At 53.2% G+C, this 23,441-nt stretch carries 25 protein-coding genes; 17 read left to right on the plus strand and 8 right to left on the minus strand.

The window, feature by feature from the left end:
- Window positions 1–3: 3 nt before the first annotated feature.
- The 3 genes from thrB to ung are packed head-to-tail and all read left to right on the plus strand — an operon-like array spanning window position 4 to window position 2,908.
- On the plus strand, window positions 4–957 hold the full coding sequence (thrB, locus tag AEST_RS03875) for a homoserine kinase (protein ID WP_008607213.1): 954 nt from the start codon (window positions 4–6) through the stop codon (window positions 955–957).
- A gap of 5 nt (window positions 958–962) precedes the next feature.
- Window positions 963–2,246 carry a threonine synthase gene (thrC, locus tag AEST_RS03880; RefSeq protein ID WP_008607215.1) on the plus strand — a complete coding sequence of 428 codons (1,284 nt, stop codon included), beginning with the start codon at window positions 963–965 and terminating at the stop codon, window positions 2,244–2,246.
- Window positions 2,246–2,908 (plus strand): uracil-DNA glycosylase, encoded by a 663-nt coding sequence (gene ung / locus AEST_RS03885; protein WP_008607218.1) that lies wholly within the window; start codon window positions 2,246–2,248, stop codon window positions 2,906–2,908. Before thrC ends, ung begins: the two co-directional genes overlap by 1 nt.
- 70 nt (window positions 2,909–2,978) lie before the next feature.
- Here ung and AEST_RS16965 read toward each other — a convergent pair whose 3' ends face one another.
- The 3 genes from AEST_RS16965 to tal form a co-directional block, all read right to left on the minus strand.
- Window positions 2,979–3,152, minus strand: coding sequence for a DUF3545 family protein (locus AEST_RS16965; protein ID WP_008607219.1), 174 nt, complete (start codon window positions 3,150–3,152; stop codon window positions 2,979–2,981).
- Between the two features lie 153 nt (window positions 3,153–3,305).
- A complete protein-coding gene (gene pgi, locus AEST_RS03890; RefSeq protein ID WP_008607221.1) occupies window positions 3,306–4,928 on the minus strand; it encodes a glucose-6-phosphate isomerase in 1,623 nt (540 codons plus the stop codon).
- Window positions 4,929–4,940: 12 nt separating this feature from the next.
- The gene (tal, locus tag AEST_RS03895) at window positions 4,941–5,891 is read right to left on the minus strand and encodes a transaldolase (RefSeq protein WP_008607222.1); all 951 of its coding nucleotides are present in this window, start codon (window positions 5,889–5,891) and stop codon (window positions 4,941–4,943) included.
- Window positions 5,892–6,302: 411 nt separating this feature from the next.
- Here tal and yaaA point away from each other — a divergent pair, with 411 nt between their 5' ends.
- The 3 genes from yaaA to arfB all read left to right on the plus strand — a co-directional run bounded on the left by yaaA (window position 6,303) and on the right by arfB (window position 8,964).
- Entirely contained in the window at window positions 6,303–7,079 is a 777-nt protein-coding gene (gene yaaA / locus AEST_RS03900) for a peroxide stress protein YaaA (RefSeq protein WP_008607224.1), read from the plus strand.
- A 163-nt stretch (window positions 7,080–7,242) separates the two neighbouring features.
- Window positions 7,243–8,541, plus strand: a complete 1,299-nt coding sequence (locus AEST_RS03905; protein WP_039925029.1) for an inosine/guanosine kinase — start codon at window positions 7,243–7,245, stop codon at window positions 8,539–8,541.
- A gap of 6 nt (window positions 8,542–8,547) precedes the next feature.
- Window positions 8,548–8,964, plus strand: coding sequence for an alternative ribosome rescue aminoacyl-tRNA hydrolase ArfB (gene arfB / locus AEST_RS03910; RefSeq protein ID WP_008607226.1), 417 nt, complete (start codon window positions 8,548–8,550; stop codon window positions 8,962–8,964).
- On the opposite strand, the gene dbpA is transcribed toward arfB, so the two are convergent.
- The 4 genes from dbpA to ygfZ all read right to left on the minus strand — a co-directional run bounded on the left by dbpA (window position 8,961) and on the right by ygfZ (window position 13,063).
- The gene (dbpA, locus tag AEST_RS03915; RefSeq protein WP_008607227.1) at window positions 8,961–10,346 is read right to left on the minus strand and encodes an ATP-dependent RNA helicase DbpA; all 1,386 of its coding nucleotides are present in this window, start codon (window positions 10,344–10,346) and stop codon (window positions 8,961–8,963) included. The genes arfB and dbpA overlap by 4 nt on opposite strands.
- A gap of 147 nt (window positions 10,347–10,493) precedes the next feature.
- Window positions 10,494–11,444 carry a M23 family metallopeptidase gene (locus AEST_RS03920; RefSeq protein ID WP_039925058.1) on the minus strand — a complete coding sequence of 317 codons (951 nt, stop codon included), beginning with the start codon at window positions 11,442–11,444 and terminating at the stop codon, window positions 10,494–10,496.
- A 152-nt stretch (window positions 11,445–11,596) separates the two neighbouring features.
- Window positions 11,597–12,082 carry an FKBP-type peptidyl-prolyl cis-trans isomerase gene (locus AEST_RS03925; protein WP_008607230.1) on the minus strand — a complete coding sequence of 162 codons (486 nt, stop codon included), beginning with the start codon at window positions 12,080–12,082 and terminating at the stop codon, window positions 11,597–11,599.
- 9 nt (window positions 12,083–12,091) lie between these two features.
- On the minus strand, window positions 12,092–13,063 hold the full coding sequence (gene ygfZ, locus AEST_RS03930; protein ID WP_008607231.1) for a tRNA-modifying protein YgfZ: 972 nt from the start codon (window positions 13,061–13,063) through the stop codon (window positions 12,092–12,094).
- 118 nt (window positions 13,064–13,181) lie between these two features.
- On the opposite strand from ygfZ, the gene AEST_RS03935 reads away from it, so the two are divergent.
- Both AEST_RS03935 and AEST_RS03940 read left to right on the plus strand, forming a co-directional pair.
- Window positions 13,182–13,433 carry an FAD assembly factor SdhE gene (locus tag AEST_RS03935; RefSeq protein ID WP_008607232.1) on the plus strand — a complete coding sequence of 84 codons (252 nt, stop codon included), beginning with the start codon at window positions 13,182–13,184 and terminating at the stop codon, window positions 13,431–13,433.
- A complete protein-coding gene (locus AEST_RS03940) occupies window positions 13,420–13,848 on the plus strand; it encodes a protein YgfX (RefSeq protein WP_238534554.1) in 429 nt (142 codons plus the stop codon). Before AEST_RS03935 ends, AEST_RS03940 begins: the two co-directional genes overlap by 14 nt.
- Here the strand turns inward: AEST_RS03940 and nadB are convergent.
- Window positions 13,838–15,445, minus strand: coding sequence for an L-aspartate oxidase (gene nadB / locus AEST_RS03945; protein WP_008607234.1), 1,608 nt, complete (start codon window positions 15,443–15,445; stop codon window positions 13,838–13,840). The two genes, AEST_RS03940 and nadB, sit on opposite strands and share 11 nt — an antisense overlap.
- Before the next feature lie 205 nt (window positions 15,446–15,650).
- Here nadB and rpoE point away from each other — a divergent pair, with 205 nt between their 5' ends.
- The 9 genes from rpoE (at window position 15,651) to recO (ending at window position 23,438) form a co-directional block, all read left to right on the plus strand.
- Window positions 15,651–16,226, plus strand: coding sequence for an RNA polymerase sigma factor RpoE (gene rpoE, locus AEST_RS03950; RefSeq protein ID WP_008607236.1), 576 nt, complete (start codon window positions 15,651–15,653; stop codon window positions 16,224–16,226).
- A 34-nt stretch (window positions 16,227–16,260) separates the two neighbouring features.
- Entirely contained in the window at window positions 16,261–16,869 is a 609-nt protein-coding gene (locus AEST_RS03955; protein ID WP_008607237.1) for a sigma-E factor negative regulatory protein, read from the plus strand.
- 1 nt (window position 16,870) lies between these two features.
- A complete protein-coding gene (locus tag AEST_RS03960; protein ID WP_008607238.1) occupies window positions 16,871–17,812 on the plus strand; it encodes a MucB/RseB C-terminal domain-containing protein in 942 nt (313 codons plus the stop codon).
- The gene (locus AEST_RS03965; RefSeq protein WP_008607239.1) at window positions 17,812–18,273 is read left to right on the plus strand and encodes a SoxR reducing system RseC family protein; all 462 of its coding nucleotides are present in this window, start codon (window positions 17,812–17,814) and stop codon (window positions 18,271–18,273) included. The genes AEST_RS03960 and AEST_RS03965 overlap by 1 nt, the downstream gene beginning before the upstream one ends.
- Window positions 18,274–18,424: 151 nt before the next feature.
- Entirely contained in the window at window positions 18,425–20,224 is a 1,800-nt protein-coding gene (gene lepA, locus AEST_RS03970) for a translation elongation factor 4 (RefSeq protein ID WP_008607241.1), read from the plus strand.
- Window positions 20,225–20,236: 12 nt separating this feature from the next.
- Window positions 20,237–21,160: a signal peptidase I gene (gene lepB / locus AEST_RS03975; protein WP_008607242.1), complete on the plus strand. Its 924-nt coding sequence runs from the start codon at window positions 20,237–20,239 to the stop codon at window positions 21,158–21,160.
- 8 nt (window positions 21,161–21,168) lie between these two features.
- Entirely contained in the window at window positions 21,169–21,843 is a 675-nt protein-coding gene (rnc, locus tag AEST_RS03980; protein ID WP_039925061.1) for a ribonuclease III, read from the plus strand.
- Window positions 21,833–22,735, plus strand: coding sequence for a GTPase Era (gene era / locus AEST_RS03985; protein ID WP_008607245.1), 903 nt, complete (start codon window positions 21,833–21,835; stop codon window positions 22,733–22,735). Before rnc ends, era begins: the two co-directional genes overlap by 11 nt.
- Window positions 22,695–23,438 carry a DNA repair protein RecO gene (recO, locus tag AEST_RS03990; protein ID WP_238534555.1) on the plus strand — a complete coding sequence of 248 codons (744 nt, stop codon included), beginning with the start codon at window positions 22,695–22,697 and terminating at the stop codon, window positions 23,436–23,438. Before era ends, recO begins: the two co-directional genes overlap by 41 nt.
- The last annotated feature ends 3 nt before the right edge of the window (window positions 23,439–23,441 follow it).

Consider the following 23,441-nt stretch of genomic DNA (forward strand, 5'->3'; position numbering starts at 1 on the left):
TCTATGCAATCACATTCAACTAAGCGTTATTATGCGCCGGCCTCGACCGGCAATCTCAGCGTCGGTTTTGACTTGCTGGGCGCCGCCTTTGAACCGGTAGACGGCAGCCTGCTCGGTGATGAGCTGCTGATCCTGGGCGAGGCGGCAGAGCTCAGTTTGCAGCTAAGCGGCCGCTATCTGCATCAGCTACCGGCGGCAACCGAAGATAATCTGGTGTTTAAAGCCTTTTATGCCTTTGAACAGGCACTGGGCCAGCCATTACCGCGCTTGCGTTTGCAACTTAACAAGCATTTGCCGGTTGGCAGTGGTTTAGGCTCCAGCGCCTGTTCAATCGTCGTGGCTTTTTATGCCTTTAATGACTATTTCGGCCAGCCGTTTAGCCAGAGTGAGCTGCTACAGTTAATGGCGGTGGCGGAGGGCGGGGTAAGTGGCAGTGTGCATTATGACAATGTGGCGCCATCTTATTATGGTGGCTTACAGCTGATGTTACCGGATAGTGCGCAGATTTGCCGCAGCTTGCCCTGGTTCGAGCATTGGCGGGTGGTGCTCTGTTATCCGGGTACTGTACTCTCGACCAAGGCCGCACGCGCTGTTTTGCCAAAGCAGTTAAGTTTAACCGACAGTATCGCCTTTGCCGGTATGCTTAGTCGCTTTGTCAGTGCGCTCTACGCCGGCGATGAACAGGATGCCGCGGCGGCGTTACAGGATCGGGTGGCAGAGCCGGCCCGGCAGAATCTGATGCCGGAATTGTTGCCCTTGCGTACCGCCCTAAGTGAGCAAGGGGTGCTACATCTGGGCATTTCCGGTGCCGGCCCGACCGTATTTGCGCTTTGCCGGGATGATGCACAGGCCGCCACCACAGCAGCCTACCTTAATGCCCATTATGCCAAGAATCAGGACGCGCTGACCGCCATCTGCCGGTTAGCGCCACAGGGCGCCAGAGCGCTCACGGAGTGATAAAGATGATGTTAACGAATTTAAAAGTCCCAACCGAACAAGTCAGTTTTTTACAGGCGGTCCGACAGGGCCTGGGCCAGCAACAAGGCTTATTTTTCCCGACCAGCTGGCCAAAGCTGGATATTGACGCTTTACTTGCCTTACCGCTGGTAGAACGCAGTACCAAAATTTTAGCTGCATTCATTGGCGATGAGCTAACCGAGGCTGAAGTCGCTCAGATGGTGAGTGCCGCTTTTACCTTTGCCGCGCCACTGGTACCCGTCACGGCGCAGACGTTTTGTCTGGAACTGTTTCATGGTCCGACGCTGGCGTTTAAAGACTTTGGCGGCCGCTTTATGGCGCAGGCGCTGGCCAAAGCCCAGGGCGGGCGCAAAACCACTATTGTTACGGCCACCTCCGGCGATACCGGTGCGGCTGTGGCGCATGCGTTTTATCAGCAGCCAGGGGTAGAGGTGGTGATCCTGTACCCGAAAGGCAAGATCAGTCTGCTGCAGGAAAAGCTGTTTACCACCCTGGGGCAGAATATCACCACGCTGGCGGTGGATGGTGACTTTGACCAGTGTCAGGCGCTGGTTAAGCAAGTCTTTGATCAGCAGGAGCTGGTAAAAACCTACAATATTAACTCGGCTAACTCGATTAATATCAGTCGTTTATTTGCGCAAATCTGTTATTACTTTGAAGCTATTGCCCAACTGCCGGCCGAACAACGCTCAGAAGCGGTGATAGCGGTACCCAGCGGTAACTTTGGTAACCTGACTGCCGGTCTGATTGCCAAGGCGCTGGGGCTGCCGATTAAGCGGATGGTCGCTGCGACGAACCTGAATGATACTGTGCCGCGTTACTGGCAGAGCGGCCAGTGGCAACCCAATAAAACCATTGCCACCTTATCGAATGCGATGGATGTCAGTGCACCGAATAACTGGCCCAGGGTAGAAGCGTTGTTGGCGCAGGGGGTAGTGAGTCGGGCGGATATCGAGGCGGTTAAGGTCGATGAAGATGACACCCAGCTTGGTATGCGTTTACTGGTGCAAGAGGGTTATCTGAGTGAGCCGCACGCGGCTGTTGCCTATAAGGCGTTAAAACGCAGCCTGCAGCCGGGTGAGGTGGGGATCTTCCTTGGTACAGCGCATCCGGCTAAGTTTAAAGAACAGGTAGAGAATATTTTAGGAACACCTATCGCTTTACCGGCGGCTTTGGCAAAATGTGCCGCTGAGCAAAGTTATAGCCGCGATATTCCGGCCGATTTTGCCACCCTGGAGCAGGTATTACGACAACTGGATAATCGCTGATGCAATGGCAGGACCTTCTTGGCAGTGAAAAGCAACAACCCTATTTTCAGCAAACGCTGACGGCGATCCAGCAGGCACGCGCCGGCGGCCAGGTGATCTATCCGCCGGACAGTGAAATCTTTAATGCATTTAAGCTGACGCCGTTATCTGAGCTGAAAGTGGTGGTGCTGGGACAGGATCCTTATCATGGCCCGAACCAGGCGCATGGACTGGCGTTTTCGGTCAGGCCGGGCGTGCGGGTGCCGCCTTCGTTGCTGAATATCTACAAGGAGCTGGCGCTGGAATATGCGGACTTTCAGGTGCCGTCACATGGCTATCTGCAAAGCTGGGCCGAGCAGGGCGTGTTATTGCTGAATACTGTGTTGACGGTGGTGGCAAATGAGCCGAACTCGCATCGTGCTCTGGGCTGGGAGCAATTTACTGATCAGGTGATCCGACAAATCAGCCAGCACTGTGAGCAACTGGTGTTTTTACTCTGGGGCTCTCATGCGCAGAAGAAAGCGCGGCTAATTGACGCCAACCGGCATCATATTCTGCAGGCACCCCACCCGTCGCCGTTATCAGCGCATCGCGGCTTTCTGGGCTGTGGTCATTTTTTACAGACCAACAGCCTGCTGCGCGCCGCTGGCAAAACGCCGGTTAACTGGCATTCAGTGTTGTAACTGACGCTTGTGCCGTATTGACGGTATCGAATAACGAAAAGGGCCTGCAGTTAACTGCAGGCCCTTTTGTTTATAATTCGATATCAATCAGTTCCGGTTCAATGGTCCAATCAATGTCACAAAGCTCTTTTTTCAGTCTTTGGCGTTCTTTCAATTCCTCGATTTCCCGCCATTTGCGCTTAACGGTGCGGGTTTTCGCCGCCGGACGTTCCAACATGTTCAGTAAGTCTTCGAAGCTTTCCATAATTACGGCCTCATCTGATTGTTGTTTCTTGTTGTTATTTTCAACAAGTTTCTACCACACTTTGTGTAAAAATAAAACTAAAAAGTGACAGTACGATGACGGCGCAAAAAATAAAGGCTGCCCGCGGGCAGCCTTGCTGATGTTAAACAGGGTTTAGCGGTTTTGTTGGCGGAACAGGGCAATCAACTGCGCTGTTGAACTGTCGAACTGAGCATCACCTTGAGACTTAAGTGCTTGATAAATCGGTGTGGAAAGCTGCTTGCCCAGCTCAACACCCCATTGGTCAAAGCTATTTAGTTGCCAGATCGCCCCCTGACAGAACACCTTATGTTCATAGAGCGCGATCAAAGCGCCCAGATGATAGGGTGATAGCTCATCCAGTAATAAAGTATTACTGGGTTTATTACCAGGTGACGCCTTATGCGGGGCCAATTCTGCTGCCGCCTGCGCCGTCATGCCTTGCGCCAGACATTCCTGATAAGCTTCCTGCTCGGTCTTACCCTGCATCAGCGCCTGGGTTTGCGCAAAGCAATGCGCGGCCAGCCGCTGGTGATGGTCCTGTAGCGGATGCGCGACCTTTAGCGGTAGCAGGAAGTCGGCTGGGATTTTCAACTGGCTTTGATGCAATAACTGATGGTAAGCATGCTGGCCATTGGTGCCAGCATCACCCCAGATCACCGGGGCGGTGACATCGCTTAGTGGCTGGCCGCGGCGATCGACCGCCTTGCCATTACTTTCCATATCCAGTTGTTGCACATAAGACGGCAGTAAACGCAGATAATGGCTATAAGGCAGCAGCGCCTGCGCCTGACAGCCGAAACCGTTGATATACCAGATGCCCAGTAATGCCAGGATCACTGGCAGATTTTCGCTAAAGGGCGCGTTAAAGAAATGCTGGTCCATGGCGGCGGCACCGGCTAACAGCTGATTAAAACCGTCATTACCAATCATCAGCGCAACCGGTAAGCCAATCGCTGACCAGAGTGAGTAACGGCCACCCACCCAGTCCCACATCGGCAGGATATGCTGTGGCACAATGCCAAATTCGGCGGCCGCCTGCACGTTGGCAGAGGTAGCCCAGAAATGCCGGGCGATAGCGGCTTTGTCTGCGCCCTGAGCACTAAACCAGGCGCGCAGCGCTAACGCATTTTGTTTGGTTTCTTCGGTACCAAAGGATTTTGAAGCAACCACAACCAGTGTCGTCTCAGGCTGCAGTTGTTTGGTCAGATCGCTGACAATAGCACCATCGATATTGCCGGCAAAGTGCAGTCGCACCGGACTACAATGATAGGGCGTCAGGGCTTCCACCGCCATTTGCGGGCCCAGCAGCGAGCCACCAATGCCGACCCAAATCAGATCGGTAATTGGCTTGCCGCTATAACCAAGGTAAGTCCCTTGGTGGAGCTGGTCGATTAGTGTCGCCATTTGTGCGCGACAGGCGCTAATCGCCGCACCGATATCCTCGCCATTTAGCCGCAGGTCTTGCAAATCTTGCTGCCGCAGCCGCGTATGCCAGACCGCACGCTGCTCGGTATTATTGATAGCGGCACCGGCTTGCATTTGCTGACACAGCTGGCGGATGCTGCTTTGGGCGGCCAGTTGCTGCAGGGTTTGCCAGCTGCTGTCGTCCAACAGATTTTTGGAGAAATCCAGCGTGATACCACAAGCTTTGGCACTAAAACGCGCAGCGCGATTTGGCTCAGCAGCAAATAACTGACGCAGCGGCTGTTGCCGCTCGGCCAATGGCTTTAATAAGGCAGTTAAACTGGCAGTCATGCGGTGCTCCCGTTACAGCTGGCTTTGGATCAGGCTTTCCAGCTTACGCTGGTCAATGGCAAATTTACGGATCCCGTCTGCCAGTTTTTCGGTCGCCATCGCATCTTCATTCAGTGCCCAGCGGAACTGTTGTTCGGTTAACGCCGCCGGTTTGGCCGACGTGACGCCTTGATCTTGCAGTTTCACTGCCAGCTCGCCCTGTTGCTGGCTCAGTTCATCCAGCAGTGCCGGGCTGATCGTCAGGCGATCGCAACCGGCCAGTGCTAATACTTCGCCAATATTGCGGAAACTGGCGCCCATCACGATAGTACTGTAGCCATGCTGTTTAAAGAACTGATAGATTTCGCGTACCGACAACACGCCCGGATCGGTCTCGGCGGTATAGTCTTGCTTGGTATTGGCTTTGTACCAGTCCAGGATCCGGCCAACAAAGGGCGAAATCAGATAGACGCCGGCCTCGGCGCAAGCCCGCGCCTGTGCCAGATGGAACAGTAAGGTCAGGTTACACTGAATACCTTCCTGCTCCAGTACTTTGGCGGCCTGAATGCCTTCCCAGGTCGAGGCGATTTTGATCAGGATCCGGTCGGTGCCAATACCATTTTGTTGATACAGGGCCACTAACTGGCGCGCCTTGGCAATGGTCGCAGCGGTATCAAAGGATAAACGGGCATCGACTTCAGTAGACACCCGGCCCGGCACCAGCTTGCTGATGGCGGTGCCGACATCAACGGCGAATTTATCACTGGCTAAGGCCAGTTGCTGCGCTGGGTCCTGACTTTGTGTTTTGGCGTAAGCGATAGCCGCAGTCAGCATCGGTTTAGCAAAATCTAACTGGCTGGCATTTAACAACAAAGACGGGTTAGTGGTGGCATCCACTGGCCGGAATTGCTCGATGGCATTCAGGTCGCCACTGTCAACCACCACGGTGGTGACCGCTTTTAACTGAGTTAATAAATCTTTCATGTTATTCACTTACCATTTTGTTGGTTAATTGAGACTGATTATACGGCTAAACGGCTAAAAGTGTAGTAATAAAACAACAAATATCGTACTAAGTTCAGCCGATAAGCGGAGTGTTAGCCGGTCAACCTGCAGTATAGGTCGAGCGGCTGAACAAAAGATGACAAGCGGCCGCGCTCAGGCGGCAGTTCGCGGCAGGATCCTTTGCATTCGCGCCTGGAACAAGCATAATGGCGCCCTGCGTGATCTGCAAGGGCTGCCGCGCCAGTATTAAGGTTAGTCAGTTGTTGGGCTGGCTGAATCGCGGTTTTATCTAATGGCTTGCCGATCGCCAATGCCAGCGCCAGTTAACGTTTGATTTTGGCATATCTGATTTTCTGACCACTGATTTTTTGAAGAAAAGGAGCCCCGCTTATGTTGTTGCTGGTATCACCGGCTAAAGATCTCGACCTGACTCCGTCTGTCACACCCTTAGCGGTGACTCAGCCGGCGCTGTTAGCCGAGGCCACAGCGCTGGCCGCGATTTGCAAAACCCTGACGCCGGCTGATTTAAGCTCACTGATGCATATCAGTGACAAGCTGGCCGGCTTAAATGCCGCACGGTTTGCAGAGTGGCAACCGCCTTTTACCCCTGACAATGCTAAAGCCGCGCTCTTTATGTTTAACGGCGATGTGTATCAGGGACTAGACGCAGCGACTTTATCGAAAGATGACCTGAGCTTTGCGCAGCAGCAACTGCGGATCTTAAGCGGCCTTTACGGCGTGCTCAGGCCTCTGGATCTGATGCAGGCCTATCGCTTGGAAATGGGCACCAGCCTGGCGAATCCGGCTGGTAAAGATTTGTATGCGTACTGGAAAAGCCGCTTAACCGCCCATCTGAATAGCGAGCTGGCCGCGCTGAATACCGATACGGTGTTAAATCTGGCGTCGCAGGAATATTTTAAGGCGGTCGATACCAAAGCTCTGCGGGCGCGGGTGATTAGCCCGGAGTTTAAAGATCTGAAAAATGGTCAGTACAAGATCATCAGCTTTTACGCCAAGAAAGCCCGCGGTTTAATGGCCCGTTATGTGATTCAGCAGCGGCTAACGGCTCTGGAGGGTATCCAGGGCTTTAATCTGGCCGGCTATTACTACAGTGCTGAACATTCCTGCCCTGATAAGCCGGTGTTTTTGCGTGATCTGCCGCAATAACGGCTGATAGCGCTACTTTTCGTCACTATTGGCAACTATTCGCAACTGTTTGCGACTATTCGAGACTAAGTCGCCATTATGTTGCCACTTAGCGAAAATTCGCCGCGCGTTGCGGCGTTTTTTTCGCTAAAATAGCGCTTTGTTTGTCACCGAGCGTCAGCTAATGAAATTTCCCGGTCTGCGTAAAATCAAGCATTACTTTCCGGTCTCTCAGCCCAAACCGCAATTACCCAGTCTGGATGTGCGTCCGGCGTTGGATACCTATATTGTCGGTTTAGATCAAACCATTGTTGATGTGGTTGCCAGTGTTACCGACGAATTTTTGGCAAAGTATGAGATCCCGAAGGGGTTATCGAACCTGGTTGAACATGACAAAGCGAACCGGATATATCATGAGCTGGTCGTCAATAACGCCATCTCCGATCATTTTGCCGGCGGCACCATCGGCAATACGATCCATAATTACTCGGTGCTGGCGGATGATAAATCGGTATTGCTGGGCGTGATGTCGGCCAATATTGCACTGGGTTCGCCTGCTTATCATTATGTTTGTCATACCAGCTCGAAAGTCGATATGAATCATCTGCAAGGGGTGGCGGGCGATATCGGGCGTGGTATTACCATGATCACGCCGGATGGCGAGCGCACCTTTGTGATTGACCCCAGTGATATGGATCAGCTGGCGCCGGACTATATTCCAACCCCCATTATTGCCGGTGCGGCGGCCTTTGTGGTCAGCGCTTATCCGCTTCGGGCAACAGGGCAACCGATCCAGCAGGCGATGTTAAAGGCATTGGCCGATGCCAAAGCCCATCAGGTGCCGGTGTTAATGAGCCTGGGTACCCGCCATCTGGTAGAAGAAAACCGCGCCCAGATCCTGCAAACCATTCATGATTACGTTAATGTGCTGGCAATGAACGAGCAGGAAGCCGAAGCCCTGACCGGGTTTCGCGATCCGCTGCTGGCAGCCGAGGCCGCACTGGAAATTACCGATATGGTGTTGATCACCGCCGGGGCAGAGGGCTTGTATCTGTGTGGCTATACTGACGAGCGCACTAAACGCGAGAGTTCAAATCCGATTAAGTCTGCCAGCCTGGCCGATTTTAACCGCTTTGAATTTAGCCGGCCAATGCTGCGCCGGCATTGCCAGCAGCCGCTGAAAGTCTATTCGCATATTGACCCTTACCTGGGCGGGCCGGAGCGGATTAAGAATACTAATGGTGCCGGAGATGGCGCCTTGTCGGCCATCCTGCACGATATGGCAGCTAACAGCTATCATAAGCAGGTACAGCCGCTGTCGAGCAAGCATGAGTTGCCTTATCTGGCCTATTCGTCATTTGCCCAGCTGTGTAAATATGCCAACCGGGTCAGTTATGAGATCCTGGTGCAAAATGCCCCCAGGCTGTCTAAAGGCCTGCCAGAGCGCGAAGACAGCCTGGAAGAAGCCTACTGGGAGCGTTAAGCAGCGGTGCTACCGATCACGGCTGATATTTATCTTGACGAAGAACTGCTGAATTGGCAGTTTGTCCGCGCTTCCGGCCCGGGTGGTCAGCATGTCAATAAGGTGTCGACGGCGGTGCTGTTGCAGCTGGATATTCGCCAGTCTGGTTTGCCAGATTGGCTGCAGCAGCGCTTGTTAAAGCTTGCCGATCATCGCATCAGCCAAAGCGGTAAGATTACGATTAAATGTCAGCAGAGCCGCAGTCAGGAGCAAAACCGCGAACTGGCGCTGGCACAGCTGCTGGCGCTGTTGCAAAGTGCCACTAAAACGCCGAAAAAACGGCTGGCGACTAAGCCCAGCTACAGCAGCCAGCAAAAGCGGCTGCAAAGCAAAAAGCAGCAAGGGCAAACCAAGGCGTTACGCCAGCAAAAGCGTTTTGATTAGACTACAGTCAGTAACCAGGCGCGAAAGCTGCGGCCTTTCATTTTGCTGTGATTAAGCTGGTGTAACGCGGCTTTATAGGCATTGCGGCTGACCGCGACATAGGCCCGGAAATCCTGCAGCTGAATTTTACCAATTTCGGCAAACGCCAGTTTGTTATCGCGGGTCAGGGCGCCGACAATATCCGCCGGGCGTAATTTTTGTTTTTTACCGCCATCAATTTCCAGCGTCACCATGGCCGGCTGCCGCGGCTGATTGCTATTGGCGGCAGGCAACGGCAGCGGTTCAATTTCAATGGCAAAGGCTTGCTCCAGCGCGGCCAATTTGTGGCTGTCGTCGACGGTATACAGCGAGCAGGCTAAACCTTCGCTACCGGCACGACCGGTACGGCCGATACGATGAGTATGGGTTTCGACATCATGCGCCAGCTGATAATTGATCACCAGATCCAGCTTTTCGATATCCAGACCGCGGGCGGCGACATCGGTCGCCACTAACAGCTGCAAACTGCCATTGGCAAATTGCAGCAGTTGCTGTTCGCGCTCGCGTTGCTCCAGATCGCCATGCAGGGCGGCAACACTAAAGCCCTGTTGCTGTAATTCGCTATACAGCTGCTGTACTTCTTTGCGGGTATTGGCAAAGATCACGCAGCTATCGGGCTGCAGCGCCAGTAATAAGCGCTTAACCGCTTCACTGCGGCTATGTTGCTCCAGCAGATAAAATTGTTGCGCAATGCGTGCTGCCTGCGCCGGGCTATCGATAATGATCACCTCGGGCTGATGTAGCTGCGCCTGAGCCAGTTTTTTTACCTCCGGCGCAAAGGTCGCACTGAACAGTAGCTGTTGTTTGGGTGGTGGCAGTGCCGCCAGAATTTGCTCAAGTTCAGTGGCAAAGCCCATTTCCAGCATGCGATCCGCTTCATCCAGTACCAGTTGTGAAACTTCAGCAAGGTCCAGCCGCTGTTGCTGCAAATGATCAAGCACCCGTCCCGGCGTACCCACGATAATATGGGCACCATGTTCCAATGACAGGATCTGGCCTTTGGCTGGCACGCCGCCACACAGTGTCAGCACCTTAATATTGTGAATACCGCGCGCCAGCAGACGGATTTTGCTGGCCACCTGTTCGGCCAGCTCGCGGGTTGGACACAGCACCAGACTTTGAATGCGAAACCGGCCGACATTCAGTTTACTGAGTAAACCCAGTGCAAAGGCTGCCGTTTTACCTGAGCCGGTCGCCGCCTGAGCAAACACATCTTTACCCGCCAGGATGGCCGGTAAGCTGGCGCTTTGTACCGCCGTTGCCTGCGCAAAGTTAAGCTCTTGCAGGGTTTTTAATAAGGCTGGGGATAGGGCGAAATCGGAAAAGGGGCGGCACTCAGTCACAGGTATTACTCAGCTAAGGTTACGCTGACCCGGTGTCTGCGTATCGCGGCGCACTATAACACAAATTACAGAGCACAAATTACAGAGCACAAATGGCGTTGGAAATTTTGCCGCTGCAGCGCCGGGAATGACAGCGCCAGCGGCGGCTTATTCTGCCACCTGAGTAACAGGCTGCTCTTTAAAGGTCGCCAGTTGTAGCTGGGTGCTGGCTTTGGTTTGCAGCATCGAGACCAGCGAGTCCCAGCGCACATTGCGCTCTTTTTCGAAGATCAGATCAAAGTTACCGGAATCCCAGTCGACAAAGTGCTGGGGATTTAGAGAGCGATCCAGGAAATGGATCTCATAGTGCAGATGTGGTGCGGTAGAACTGCCGGTATTGCCCGAGGTGGCAATTAATTGCCCCTTGTGTACGAAGGTACCACCAGTGACTTTAAAATCCTGCAGATGGGCGTAAAGCGTGGAGAAACCAAAGGCATGGCGGATTTTTAGCAGATTACCGTAACCACTATTACTTTTACGTACCAGTTCTACTACGCCATCAGCCGGGGCATAAATCGGGGTACCACGCGGCGCAGTCAGGTCGATGCCATTATGGTGTTTGCGTTTTCCCAGAATCGGGTGAGTACGCACGCCGTAGCGGGAAGATCTTTTATCAAAATCCAGCGGTGAACCATTAGGTACGAGTTGCAGCATCGCCATCCGGGCGCTGGAAGTGACGGTTGCCAGATCCAGCCGGCTCTCCAGCCCCTGATCATGGTTATGCTCCAATCCCAGGCTCAGCTCAATTTCTTCCAGACGCTGACTGACTAATGCCATCTCGTCCTGCTTTAATGTCAGCTCCTGTTCCAGCGTATCGCGGGTTTCCGTTAATTGCGCCAGTTGCTGCTGCAATGCCGAGGTTTGCTCAGCCAGCAGTTGTTGCTCGGCTTTGGCCGAGTCGACGGTATACATCAGATAATGAATCACCGCAGCGGTAATTAACACCGAAAACAGCAGTACCCACAAGCCAATAACGGCATTGCGTTTCACGATATTACTGATATTGAAGTGTCGGGTACCATGTACGCTTGAGACGGAAATTATTATACGATCTTTCATCAGCGCGAATTGTTTACTCTGTAACCAGTTGTTGACCAGCAGCAAAAATAGGGGGCTTTACCGGTACTGTCAAGCACTTTGTCAGTTGCGAACAGCAGGCGCCAACGCGGATTGTCGCTGGCGCCTTGATTTATTTCACATATCAGAAACTATTAATGTCCGGCGTGACCGTCGATGCCATGGGCATGACCATGTGCCAGTTCTTCCTCAGTGGCATCGCGTACCGCGACCACTTCCACATCAAACTGCAGTTCAAAACCAGCCAGCGGGTGGTTGCCATCGACAACAACTTCTTCCTCTGACACATCTATAATGATGACCGGCTGTTCGCGACCATCCGGGCCTGAGGCACGAAAGCGCATACCCACAGCAACGTCCATCCCTTCAAACATGGAACGTGGTACGGCTTGTACCAGCTGGTCGTGGCGCTCGCCATAGGCGTCTGCTGCTGCAATGGTGCTGCTAAATTTGTCGCCGGCGGCTTTGCCGGCCAGGGCTTGTTCCAGACCCGGGATCAGCGCGCCCTGACCAAACATAAATACCAGAGGCTCGCCACCGGCAGAAGAATCGAGTTGGTTACCCTTGCTATCGGTAACGGTGTAATGAATGGCGACAACTTTGTCTTGCGAAATGGTCATGCGAACCTCTTAATTGAGTGAATAAGGTAGAGCGTGCTGGCTGAGTAGCAATGGCTGCTCGCCGGCCAGCCGTAACGAATCTGCCGGTGTTATGTCATTAGGCAGCAACGCCAGCAGCCACAGCTGCCGGTTAACGTTAACCGCATTGATTACCTGGCCGATCCGGCGCCAGTTAGTATCCAGTTGTAGTTCAATGTCGGCACCGGCCACCGGTGTTTCATCGGTTTCGGCACTGAGAATATAGGCCGCTCTTTTATTGCCACCACGGTATTTCAAGCGCGCAACAGTCTCCTGACCAATATAACAGCCCTTGGTAAAGCTAATGCCATCTACCGCTTGTAAGTTAAGCATTTGTGGCACCAGTTCGCCAATCAGGGGTTGCTCTAAATAGGCCAGGCCATGGCGGATATGCTGCTCCAGCCAGAGCGTCGGCGCGGCCAGTGGCAGCTGCGCCTGTTGCAGGCTGGCCAGTTCAGTTTGCGGCAATACCAGCAAATAATGATCCATAGCCAGGCAAAGCAGGCTGAGTGCACCGTTACGCACCAGCTGACCGGCGGCTTGCGGCACCGCAAACCCCAGTTGTCGGATTAAACTCTGGCTCTCAGAGCCGGCTAAGCCGAACACAGCATAGGGTTGTTCGCTTTGGTCAAAGCTGACTTTAGAAAAGACACCAAACTTTTTCCACTGCACTAATGAGGCCTGCAATTCATCCCGAAAAGCCACGACCAGCAGATCCTCACCTTGTGCAAACAAATGAAAAACCGACCACATCTTGCCCTTGGCGTCGCAATGGGCGCCGCGCAGGAAATTGTCTGTCGTCAGTTGATTGAGATCGCAGGTGGCTTGTCCTTGCAGATATTTACGGTTATCAGGGCCACTGATCTTCAGTACCTGAAAGCCGGGAAGTGGGCTTAGGAAAGCCGGTTGAACTTCTGTTGATAAAGCCGCGTATTGTTCTGCGCTTAGCCAGGATGTCTGCATAATATGTAACGCTTAAGCTGATAATAACAGGTAGATTGGGGCGAGGCACAAAAGCTCAACCCTGGATCCGGAATTTTGTTAAGATACCGCCAAAACGCCTAAATTGCGAGGAATCCCGATGTCTCAATTAATGAGTAAACCGAAATTACGCTGGGCCTGCCGCCGCGGCATGCTGGAACTGGATGTGTTACTGGCTCCCTTTGTCGAAGAGGGCTATGATGCCCTGACTGAGCAGCAGAAAGCGGATTTCGAGCGTTTACTGGCCTGTGATGATCCAGATCTGTTCGCCTGGTTTATGGGGCACGCCCGTTCGACCGATAGCGCCATCCAGGCATTAATTGAGCTGATTGTGAATCGTGTCCGGGTATAGCCTGGCGCTTAACACTTCGTTATTAAGGCGCAGGCTGTTGCTGGCCGCCGGCGCTGCGCTGGCGCTGCTGTATTTGCTGCTGCCGTTGCAGGGCAGCAGTTATCTGCTGGCGTGGTTAAGCCTGACTGCCTGGTTTTATCTGTTATGGTCCAGCAAGGCTGCGTCCGCCTCAGCGTTATTGCTGGATGCTGAGGGTGGGCTGCGTTGGTTAGATTCAACGCTCTCTGCCGGCAGTTGGCGGCCGGGCAGTGTTATCAGTCGCTATGCTACGCTGCTCTGCTGGACAGATACCCAAGGCCGGCGGCAGCAGCAATGGCTGTTCGCCGACCAGTTTTCTGCCGCCGATTACCGTAGTCTGGCGCGCTGGCTACATACCCAGCGCTGGCGACATAACCCGGATCCGGTTAAAAATTAGCGGGTTGTAAAATGCTGGGTTGGCTGTTGGCCAGTTGCTGCGGGTAATCCAGGTTGTAATGTAAGCCTCGGCTTTCTTTACGCTGCATTGCGCAGCGGATAATCAGCTCCGCCACCTGTACCAGATTTCTCAGCTCCAGCAGATTGTGGCTCACGCGGAAGTGGCTGTAGTAATCCTGAATTTCCTGTTGTAACAACTCCACCCGATGCAGGGCGCGTTCCAGCCGTTTGTTGGTGCGAACAATGCCAACGTAATCCCACATAAAGAGTCTGAGCTCATGCCAGTTATGGGTGATCACCACCTCTTCATCTGAGTTGCTGACCCGGCTTTCATCCCAGGCCGGAATACTCAGGTTTTGCAGGTTGTTGACCGGCTGCTGCAGGATATGCCGGGCTGCAGCCTGCGCAAATACAATACATTCAAGCAAGGAGTTCGAGGCCATCCGGTTGGCGCCATGCAGGCCGGTATAGGCCACCTCACCGATCGCATACAGATTATCCAGATCGGTTTGACCATGCAGATTGGTCATCACACCGCCACAGGTATAGTGCGCCGCCGGCACGACCGGGATCGGCTCTTTGGTAATATCAATACCGACGCTTAAACATTTGGCATAGATGGTAGGGAAGTGCTCGATAATAAAATCTTTTGGTTGATGGCTGATATCCAGCAATACTGATTTGGCACCCAAACGTTTCATCTCAAAGTCGATGGCGCGGGCGACGATATCCCGCGGTGCCAGTTCGGCTCTTTCGTCAAAATCCGGCATAAAACGGCTACCATCCGGCCGCTTCAGATAAGCGCCTTCGCCGCGCATCGCTTCGGTGATCAGAAAATTGGGCGCTGCCGGATGATACAGACTGGTGGGGTGGAATTGGTTAAATTCCATATTGGCCACCCGGCAGCCGGCGCGCCAGGCCATCGCAATACCGTCGCCACTGGCCACGTCCGGATTACTGGTGTAAAGATAAACCTTACTGGCGCCGCCAGTCGCCAACGCCACCGCCTGGGCCCGGATGGTTTCTACCCGGCTGGCCGCTTTATTCCAGACATAGGCACCATAGCAACGTTTTGGATCCAGCCCGAGCTTTTTACCGGTGATCAGGTCAACTGCATTATAGTTTTCCAGTAACACGATATTCGGATGCTGTCGCACCTGATCGACCAGGGTGATCTGCACCGCACGGCCGGTCGCATCGGCCGCATGCAGAATGCGTCTATGACTATGGCCGCCTTCACGGGTCAGATGATACTTCATGCTGCCATCGCTATCCTGATACTGATCGAAGGGCACGCCCTGAGCAATCAGCCATTGCATCGCGGCCTTGGCGTGTTCGGCAGTAAATTGTACGGCGGCGGGATCACAGAGTCCGGCGCCCGCTACCAGTGTATCGTTAACATGGGACGCAATACTGTCATTTTCGTCAAACACAGCGGCAATGCCCCCCTGGGCATACAGGGTCGAGCCCTCACGCAGTGGGCCCTTGCTCAGCACCAGCACCCGCCGCTGATCGGCTAATTGCAGCGCCAGCGACAAGCCGGCGGCGCCACTGCCGATAATTAAAACGTCACAAAGATGTTCATTTGCCTGTGTCATACGATACACTTAACTCTATTAATGGCTCTGAAAAATGCGCAGAAACAGCCGGTTTTACCGGCAGTGCCGGATTTAAGATCAGGTTATTCTAGCCTTTTTGTGACAGTTAGCAGAACTATTTATTCAGCTTGCAGTCATAATCAGTACGCTTGACTGGCGCCACTCAGAAACAACACCTATAGCATTACAGGGGCAGGCTCAAAGAATGAGCGAGCAAGAATTAGATTGGCAAATCGTCCAGCGGGTACAACAAGGGGATAAAGCGGCGTTTAACGTGCTGGTAAAAAAATATCAGCACCGGATCGCGAACTTAATTTCCCGCTATGTCTCTAATCACGGAGACGTTGCAGATGTAGTACAGGAAGCCTTTATTAAAGCCTATCGGGCGATACCTGGCTTCCGTGGTGAAAGTGCGTTTTATACCTGGCTATATCGGATTGCGGTTAACAGCGCGAAGAACTATCTGGTCGCGAATAACCGTAAACCACCGGCCAGCGATGTGGACGCGGAAGATGCGGAATATTTTGAAGGTAGCGATGCCCTGAAAGAGCAGGACTCCCCGGAACGCTTGTTGTTGTCCGAGGAAATCCGGCAGGTGGTATTCGGCACCATTGATAAATTGCCTGATGAACTGCGCACGGCTATTACTCTGCGTGAGTTAGAAGGGCTAAGTTATGAAGAAATCGCTGAAGTAATGGAATGCCCGATCGGGACAGTACGCAGTCGGATCTTCCGGGCCCGTGAAGCGATAGATGCTCAGCTGAAACCTTTGGTAGGTTAGGCTAAACCCAGCAAGTACCTTGACAGGAAACTTTATGTTGTCAGAGAAGCAGGAATGGCTGTCAGAAGCCGCAGATAATCAGCCGCTAACGGCCGCGCAACTGGATGCCTTGTTGCAGCAGCGCGAGCCACAGCAGACGCTGGAGCGCTATCAGTTGATGGGTGCTGTATTGCGTAATGAAGATGCCAGTGTGCTGCCGGCGGATTTCAGTGAACGCTTTGCTGCCCGTCTGGAGCAGGAAGCAACCTATCAGTTGCAACCGCAGCATAGCCTGCTAAGCCGGTTGCGCGGTACCCTGCAACAGGCTGCGAATGCGCAGTGGTTTAAGCCGGCAGCGCAGGGTGCTATCGCGGCCGGTGTGGCGCTGGTGGCGGTTTTTGGCGTACAGCAATATCAGCAGCCACTGGAGCAGGAACTGATGTTACCGACTCCGGTGCTGCAAACCCGGCCGGTAGCCGGTTTTGCGACGCCGGTCAGTTTAAGCCAGACTTCGGTTGAAAGCCGCTTCGCTGAGCAGGAGCAGCAGGCGATGCTGGAACAGCAACGACGGTTACAAGCGTTGTTGCAGGCCCACCGCCAGCAGGTGCGTTTAATGGAGCAACCACAAGCGCAGCAGGAACCGGAACAGCAAGAGCCGCGTTAACATGAACAAAGTGCTGTTATGGCTAGGCGTAGTGCTGGTTCTCAGCAGCACTGTCGCCAAGGCCGATGAAGAAGGGTGGGCCCTGCTGGAGCGGGTGCAGCAAAGCGTCAGGCAGCACAATTTTGATACCTCCTTCGTGATCCTCAAAGGTAATCAGGTTGAGTCCTACCGTTGGTTACATGGTCGGCAGCAGCAAGCTGAGATTGAGCATCTGGTGCCGATGTTTGCCGAAGGTGTCGACATTCTGCGACGTGACAGCCAGGTGTATTATCTGCTTAGTGAACGTCCGGCGTTAATTACGCACAGCCGCTTTATTAAAGAACTACCAGCCTTATTCTATCAGGAACCGTCCCGTTTAAAGTCGCTGTACAATGCGGTGTTGGGTAGTGCGTCCATGGTCGATGGCCGCAGCGCGCAATTATTGCGCTTATCTGCCCATTCGGCCGCCCGCTACCACTATTGGTTGTGGGTTGACGTTGAAACCGCTTTCCCGCTGCGACTGGATACCTTAATTACCTCTGCCGATATGCAACAGGCAGCACTTGAGATCTGGCAGGTTACGCACTTGAGTATCAGCAGTGAAATGTCAGATAACCTGAAGCAGCTGTTGGAGATTGAATTACCGGATGCGACGGCCTTGACCCTGAGCCAACCGCCACAACGACACCTGCTACACTGGTTACCTGATGGCTATCAGGTGGTCGCTGAGCCACTGGCTATCCCGCAGCTGCAACCGGAAATTCAGAGTTACTGGTTGCTGTCGGACGGACTGCACCAGATCTCGGTGTTTGTACAGCCCGGTCAGCGTTTACCGGCGCAAGCCTATCGCGATGGTGCCCTGACGATTTTTGTCAAATCCGATCCGCAGCAGGACGTTACGGTAATAGGTCCAGTCAGCCTGGAAATTGCCCAGCGTCTGGCGGCAGCCGTGACGCAAAAATAATGCAGGTCGATGAAATTGCGACTGTGGTCGCCACCGAACAGCACGGGGTCTGGCTTACCACCACACCCGCCGGCAGTTGTAACAGCTGTCAGGTAAGTGGCGACTGTGGCACCGGCATTGTCGCCAAAACCTTTACCCCGCGTCAGCAACGGTTTTTTGTCAGCACTGAGCTTAGGCTGTTACCTGGCGAGCAGGTGCGGATTGGCATTGCGCAGCAGGGGTTGTTGCTGGCGGCGTTACTGGTCTATCTGTTGCCGTTGGCACTGATGTTACTGAGCGTCACGGTGTTAAATGTCTTTTGGCAAGTGGCCGAAATCTGGTCGCTGCTGCTGGCCGTAATAGCTATGGCGATTGGGTTTTATCTAGCCCGGCGTTATGATCAGCGGCCGGGGCAGTCAGAGCAGGTGCAGATCCTGGAAGTGTTACCGCAGCTGGCCTTACATCGCGTGCAACCAGACTAAGCCGCGAAACACTCAGCCAACAAACATAGCAAGCTTAAGCCGGATAGAGTACAATTCGCGCTAATTTCAATACTAACCCGCATTGTCCACCCACTATGCCGCCGCTGTGGCTGCATTCAGGTGACAGTGCACTCAGTTTTTTGCGGATAAGATGCCAAAACTCGACCATATCAGAAACTTTTCAATTATCGCCCACATTGACCACGGTAAGTCGACCTTATCAGATCGTTTGATCCAGTTTTGTGGCGGTTTAAGTGACCGGGAAATGCAACAGCAGGTACTGGATTCGATGGATCTGGAACGTGAGCGTGGTATTACCATCAAAGCTCAAAGCGTGACCTTGCATTATCAGGCTGATGATAGCAACACCTATCAGCTGAACTTTATCGACACCCCAGGCCATGTTGACTTTACCTATGAGGTAAGCCGCTCACTGGCCGCCTGTGAAGGGGCACTGCTGGTAGTGGATGCCGGTCAGGGTGTCGAGGCACAAACTGTGGCTAACTGTTACACCGCACTGGAGATGAATCTCGAAGTGCTGCCGGTACTGAATAAGATCGATTTGCCGCAGGCAGATCCGGATCGGGTATCGGAAGAAATCGAAGATATTATCGGTATCGAAGCGGTCGGCGCTGTGCAGTGCTCAGCGAAAACCGGCTTGGGTATCAAAGATGTGCTGGAAACTATCGTTAAGAAAATCCCGGCACCGGAAGGCGAGCCTGAGGGCCCAACCCAGGCATTAATTATTGATTCCTGGTTCGACTCTTATCAGGGCGTAGTGTCACTGGTGCGGGTTAAGCACGGTAGTATCAAAGCCAAAGATAAAATTAAAGTTATGTCGACCGGCCAGGTTTATGAAGTGGATAAAGTCGGGGTCTTTAGCCCGAAAGCCACTAACACCGGCGAATTAAAAACCGGCGAAGTTGGCTTTGTGATTGCCGGTATTAAAGAAATTAAAGGCGCGCCGGTCGGTGATACGCTGACGCTGGCTAAAAATAGTGCTGATAAGCCACTGCCTGGTTTTAAGCGGATCAAGCCACAGGTTTATGCCGGGGTGTTCCCGGTGTCCAGTGACGATTACGAAGATTTCCGCGACGCCCTGGCCAAACTGAGTCTGAACGACTCCTCGTTATTCTATGAACCGGAGAACTCCGGAGCCTTGGGCTTTGGCTTCCGCATTGGTTTCCTCGGTATGCTGCATATGGAAATCATTCAGGAACGCTTAGAGCGCGAATATGATCTGGACCTGATCACCACGGCACCGACGGTAGTCTATGAGGTGCTGAAAAAGAACGGCGAAACGATTATGGTCGATAACCCCAGTGATCTGCCAGCGACCAATGATATTGATGAGATCCGCGAGCCGATCGTGGAAGCGCATATTCTGGTACCGCAGGAATATCTGGGTAACGTTATTACGCTCTGTATTGAGAAACGTGGTACTCAAGTCAATATGAGCTATCACGGCCGTCAGGTGGCAGTGGTGTATGAACTGCCTATGGCAGAAGTGGTGATGGACTTCTTCGATCGCCTGAAGTCGACCAGCCGTGGCTATGCCTCACTGGACTACAGCTTTAAACGCTTCCAGACCTCGAATATGCAGCGGGTGGATATACTGATTAACGGTGAGCGGGTCGATGCGCTGGCCATTATCAGCCACATTGATTTTGCGCAAAGCCGTGGCCGTGAACTGGCAGAAAAGTTAAAAGAGCTGATCCCACGCCAGATGTTTGATATCGCGATCCAGGCGGCGATCGGTAACCATGTGATTGCCCGGACCACGGTAAAACAATTACGGAAAAACGTTCTAGCCAAGTGTTATGGCGGTGACGTTAGCCGGAAGAAAAAGCTGCTGCAAAAGCAGAAAGAAGGTAAAAAGCGGATGAAGCAGGTCGGTAATGTGGAAGTACCACAGGAAGCCTTCCTGGCCATTCTGAAAGTCGGAAAATAATAAGGACAGCTAATGGCAGGCTATTTTTCAATTCTACTGGTGCTGTTAACGCTAAGTTTTGGTGTTATCTGGTTGCTGGATAAGTTTTATCTGGCACCACAGCGGCAACTGCGTCTGGCCGGTGCCCGGGCGCAGGCAAAAACTGCGCTGCCGCTGCAGGCCGAAGAGGAAATTCTGAAAGAGTCTGCTGTAGTGGAAACGGCCAAGTCGCTGTTTCCGCTGGTGGCTGCGATCACAATTTTACGCTCCTTTTTATTTGAACCGTTTCAAATCCCTTCCGGTTCGATGATGCCCACCCTATTGGTCGGTGATTTTATTCTGGTGCAAAAATTTGCCTATGATGTCAAAGATCCGGTCTGGCGCACGACGCTGTGGAGCAACAAGACGCCACAACGCGGCGATGTTGCAGTCTTTAAATACCCGCTTAATACCAAAATTGATTACATCAAAAGGGTGGTCGGGGTGCCGGGAGATCGCATCGTCTATCAGAATAAACAGCTGTTTATCGCGAAAAACTGCGCGACTCCTGTGGTCAGTGGTTGCGGTGAGCTGCAAGCGGTACCGATGACTTTTCAGGATGAGGGCGAGTTTTATCTGGGGCCTATGCCACAAAGCCGCTTCCTGGAGCAGTTGGGCGAGGTGGAGCATCAGGTGCTGACCACGCCAATGAAACCGGAAGATTTCCGTAACTATTTCCGGCAGCGCGGTACCGATATCGAAGAGTTTATTGTGCCGGAAGGCCATTATTTTGTGCTGGGCGATAATCGCGATAATAGCGTCGACAGTCGGTTCTGGGGCTTTGTGCCGGCCGATAATCTGGTTGGTAAAGCCGTCTTTATCTGGATGAGTTTCGAATTTAGTGAAGATCCGAATAGCTGGTTACCACGCTGGGTGCCGGTTGGTGTTCGTTTTGAGCGCTTAGGCCGGATCCAATAGCGATGCCGATGCAAAAATCTTTAAGCCCCCTGATGCGTAAGCTGGGCTATCAATTTAATCAGCTGAGTTTATTGGAACAGGCGCTGACGCACCGCAGCTGCAAAGGTCAACATAACGAGCGGCTGGAATTTCTCGGTGATGCCCTGCTGGGGCTGATTATCGCAGAAGCCTTGTTTGCCCGCTTCCCGCAAACCCGCGAGGGTGATCTGACGCGGATGCGCTCTGCTCTGGTCAAAGGCGTGACCCTGGCTTCTATTGCTCAGGAGTTGGGGCTGTCGGATTTTTTACGACTGGGGCCGGGCGAATTGAAGAGCGGTGGCTTTCGTCGGGAATCCATTCTGGCTGATGCGCTGGAAGCGATCTTAGGGGCTATCTATTTAGATAGCGGTATGGAAGCCTGTAAAGGCCGGATCCTTGAGTGGTTTGGTCCAAGATTAGAAGAAATTGCGCCGGGCCAGCAGAAAGACTCGAAAACCCAGTTGCAGGAATATCTGCAGGGGCTACGCTTACCGCTACCGACCTATGAAGTGATTGCCACTATCGGGGAAGCGCACCAACAAACCTTTACCGTGCGCTGTACTGTGCTGGGAAGGACTCCTATTACCGCGACCGGTTCATCCCGGCGCAAGGCGGAGCAGGATGCTGCTGCGCTGGCTTTGGAACAATTAAAGCATGACCGTTAGTCCCTCTACTTTTGCCGGCCTGGTGGCCATCGTTGGCCGCCCGAATGTAGGTAAATCTACGCTACTGAACAAACTGGTTGGTCAGAAAGTGAGTATTACCTCGAAAAAACCGCAAACCACCCGGCACCGTATTGTTGGTATTGATACTGAAGGTGACTACCAGGCGGTGTTTGTCGATACCCCCGGCCTGCATATCGATGAGAAGCGGGCGATTAACCGTTTGATGAATAAGGCGGCAGCCACCTCCATTCTGGACGTCGAATTTGTGCTCTTTGTAGTAGAAGGCACCCGTTGGCATGATGACGATCAGATGGTACTGAACAAACTGATTGCTGCGAAAAAGCCGGTGATCCTGGTCGTCAACAAGGTCGACTTGTATAAAGACAAAGCGGAATTACTGCCACATTTACAGTGGCTGGGTAGCCAGTTAGATTTTCTGGATGTGGTGCCGTTATCGGCCGAGAGCGGTGACAATGTCGCCACTTTGCGCAAGGTGGTGCAACAGCATTTACCCCCTTGTGAATTCCTGTTTCCGGAAGATTATGTTACCGATCGCTCGCAGCGGTTTATGGCGGCGGAGATTGTGCGCGAGAAGCTGATGCGCTTCCTCGGTGATGAGTTGCCCTATGCAGTGACCGTCGAGATTGAGCGCTTTAAGTGGGAAGAAAAACATTTTCATATCGCTGCGCTGGTGCTGGTGGAGCGCGATAGCCAAAAGAGAATGGTGATCGGCAACAAAGGCGAGCGGATTAAGCAAATTGCTACCGAAGCCCGGCTGGATATGGCCGCCATGCTGGAAGCGCCGGTGTTTCTGCAAGTATGGGTTAAAGTAAAATCGGGCTGGGCCGACGATGAGCGCGCCCTGCGCAGTCTGGGCTACGGCGAAGATTAACCAGGCGATGGACGGAAGATTGTGGCCAGCTTACATCCTGCACAGCCGTCCCTATCAGGAAAACAAACTCTTGCTGCAACTGCTGTTGCCGGAGCAAGGCCGGATCAGCGCTGTCGTAAGACGGCGTAGCGGTAAACAACACCGGGCACTGCAACCCTTCCAACCCTATTTATTGAGTCTCGGCGGCCGTAGCGCGCTAAAAACCGTATTGCAGCTGGAAGAGCAGGCGGCGGCCTATCCTTATCGCGGCCGGGTGTTATACAGTGCCCTGTATTTAAATGAGCTGCTGTGCCGGCTCTGGCCTGCTGATCTTGGTTCGGATACTCTGTTTGCCGATTACCAGCAAAGTTTAGTGGCGCTGGCACAAAGCAGCAGCGATGGCATGCTGGAGCAAGCGTTGCGGCAGTTTGAATTTGCCTTGCTCGCTGAGCTCGGGCAATTACCGGCGTTGGAGCTGGATGCAGCAGCACAGCCAGTTCAGGCTGAGCAATACTATCAATTCGCTGCCGAGCAAGGGCTTGTGCTCAGTCCTCAGGGCTGGCGCGGTGCCGCTTTATTGGCGATCGCTGCTGGCGACTGGCAACAGCCGGACGCCCTGCGGGTTGCTAAACAATTAAGCCGGCAGCTGCTCGCGCCGTTGCTCGGCGATAAACCTTTAACCAGCCGTGCTCTGTTTCAGCAACGGAGCAGCGGGCCGGCCTAATTA

This window comes from Alishewanella aestuarii B11, from assembly GCF_000280055.1.
GTDB lineage: Bacteria > Pseudomonadota > Gammaproteobacteria > Enterobacterales > Alteromonadaceae > Alishewanella > Alishewanella aestuarii.

What these genes read in the sequence shown, in the direction of transcription:
- thrB (WP_008607213.1), top strand. Translation starts at nt 4, where the DNA reads ATGCAATCACATTCAACTAAGCGTTATTATGCGCCGGCCTCGACCGGC.
- thrC (WP_008607215.1), top strand. Translation starts at nt 963, where the DNA reads ATGATGTTAACGAATTTAAAAGTCCCAACCGAACAAGTCAGTTTTTTA.
- ung (WP_008607218.1), top strand. Translation starts at nt 2,246, where the DNA reads ATGCAATGGCAGGACCTTCTTGGCAGTGAAAAGCAACAACCCTATTTT.
- AEST_RS16965 (WP_008607219.1), bottom strand. Translation starts at nt 3,152, where the DNA reads ATGGAAAGCTTCGAAGACTTACTGAACATGTTGGAACGTCCGGCGGCG.
- pgi (WP_008607221.1), bottom strand. Translation starts at nt 4,928, where the DNA reads ATGACTGCCAGTTTAACTGCCTTATTAAAGCCATTGGCCGAGCGGCAA.
- tal (WP_008607222.1), bottom strand. Translation starts at nt 5,891, where the DNA reads ATGAAAGATTTATTAACTCAGTTAAAAGCGGTCACCACCGTGGTGGTT.
- yaaA (WP_008607224.1), top strand. Translation starts at nt 6,303, where the DNA reads ATGTTGTTGCTGGTATCACCGGCTAAAGATCTCGACCTGACTCCGTCT.
- AEST_RS03905 (WP_039925029.1), top strand. Translation starts at nt 7,243, where the DNA reads ATGAAATTTCCCGGTCTGCGTAAAATCAAGCATTACTTTCCGGTCTCT.
- AEST_RS03920 (WP_039925058.1), bottom strand. Translation starts at nt 11,444, where the DNA reads ATGAAAGATCGTATAATAATTTCCGTCTCAAGCGTACATGGTACCCGA.
- AEST_RS03925 (WP_008607230.1), bottom strand. Translation starts at nt 12,082, where the DNA reads ATGACCATTTCGCAAGACAAAGTTGTCGCCATTCATTACACCGTTACC.
- ygfZ (WP_008607231.1), bottom strand. Translation starts at nt 13,063, where the DNA reads ATGCAGACATCCTGGCTAAGCGCAGAACAATACGCGGCTTTATCAACA.
- AEST_RS03935 (WP_008607232.1), top strand. Translation starts at nt 13,182, where the DNA reads ATGTCTCAATTAATGAGTAAACCGAAATTACGCTGGGCCTGCCGCCGC.
- nadB (WP_008607234.1), bottom strand. Translation starts at nt 15,445, where the DNA reads ATGACACAGGCAAATGAACATCTTTGTGACGTTTTAATTATCGGCAGT.
- rpoE (WP_008607236.1), top strand. Translation starts at nt 15,651, where the DNA reads ATGAGCGAGCAAGAATTAGATTGGCAAATCGTCCAGCGGGTACAACAA.
- AEST_RS03955 (WP_008607237.1), top strand. Translation starts at nt 16,261, where the DNA reads ATGTTGTCAGAGAAGCAGGAATGGCTGTCAGAAGCCGCAGATAATCAG.
- AEST_RS03960 (WP_008607238.1), top strand. Translation starts at nt 16,871, where the DNA reads ATGAACAAAGTGCTGTTATGGCTAGGCGTAGTGCTGGTTCTCAGCAGC.
- AEST_RS03965 (WP_008607239.1), top strand. Translation starts at nt 17,812, where the DNA reads ATGCAGGTCGATGAAATTGCGACTGTGGTCGCCACCGAACAGCACGGG.
- lepA (WP_008607241.1), top strand. Translation starts at nt 18,425, where the DNA reads ATGCCAAAACTCGACCATATCAGAAACTTTTCAATTATCGCCCACATT.
- lepB (WP_008607242.1), top strand. Translation starts at nt 20,237, where the DNA reads ATGGCAGGCTATTTTTCAATTCTACTGGTGCTGTTAACGCTAAGTTTT.
- rnc (WP_039925061.1), top strand. Translation starts at nt 21,169, where the DNA reads ATGCAAAAATCTTTAAGCCCCCTGATGCGTAAGCTGGGCTATCAATTT.
- era (WP_008607245.1), top strand. Translation starts at nt 21,833, where the DNA reads ATGACCGTTAGTCCCTCTACTTTTGCCGGCCTGGTGGCCATCGTTGGC.
- recO (WP_238534555.1), top strand. Translation starts at nt 22,695, where the DNA reads ATGAGCGCGCCCTGCGCAGTCTGGGCTACGGCGAAGATTAACCAGGCG.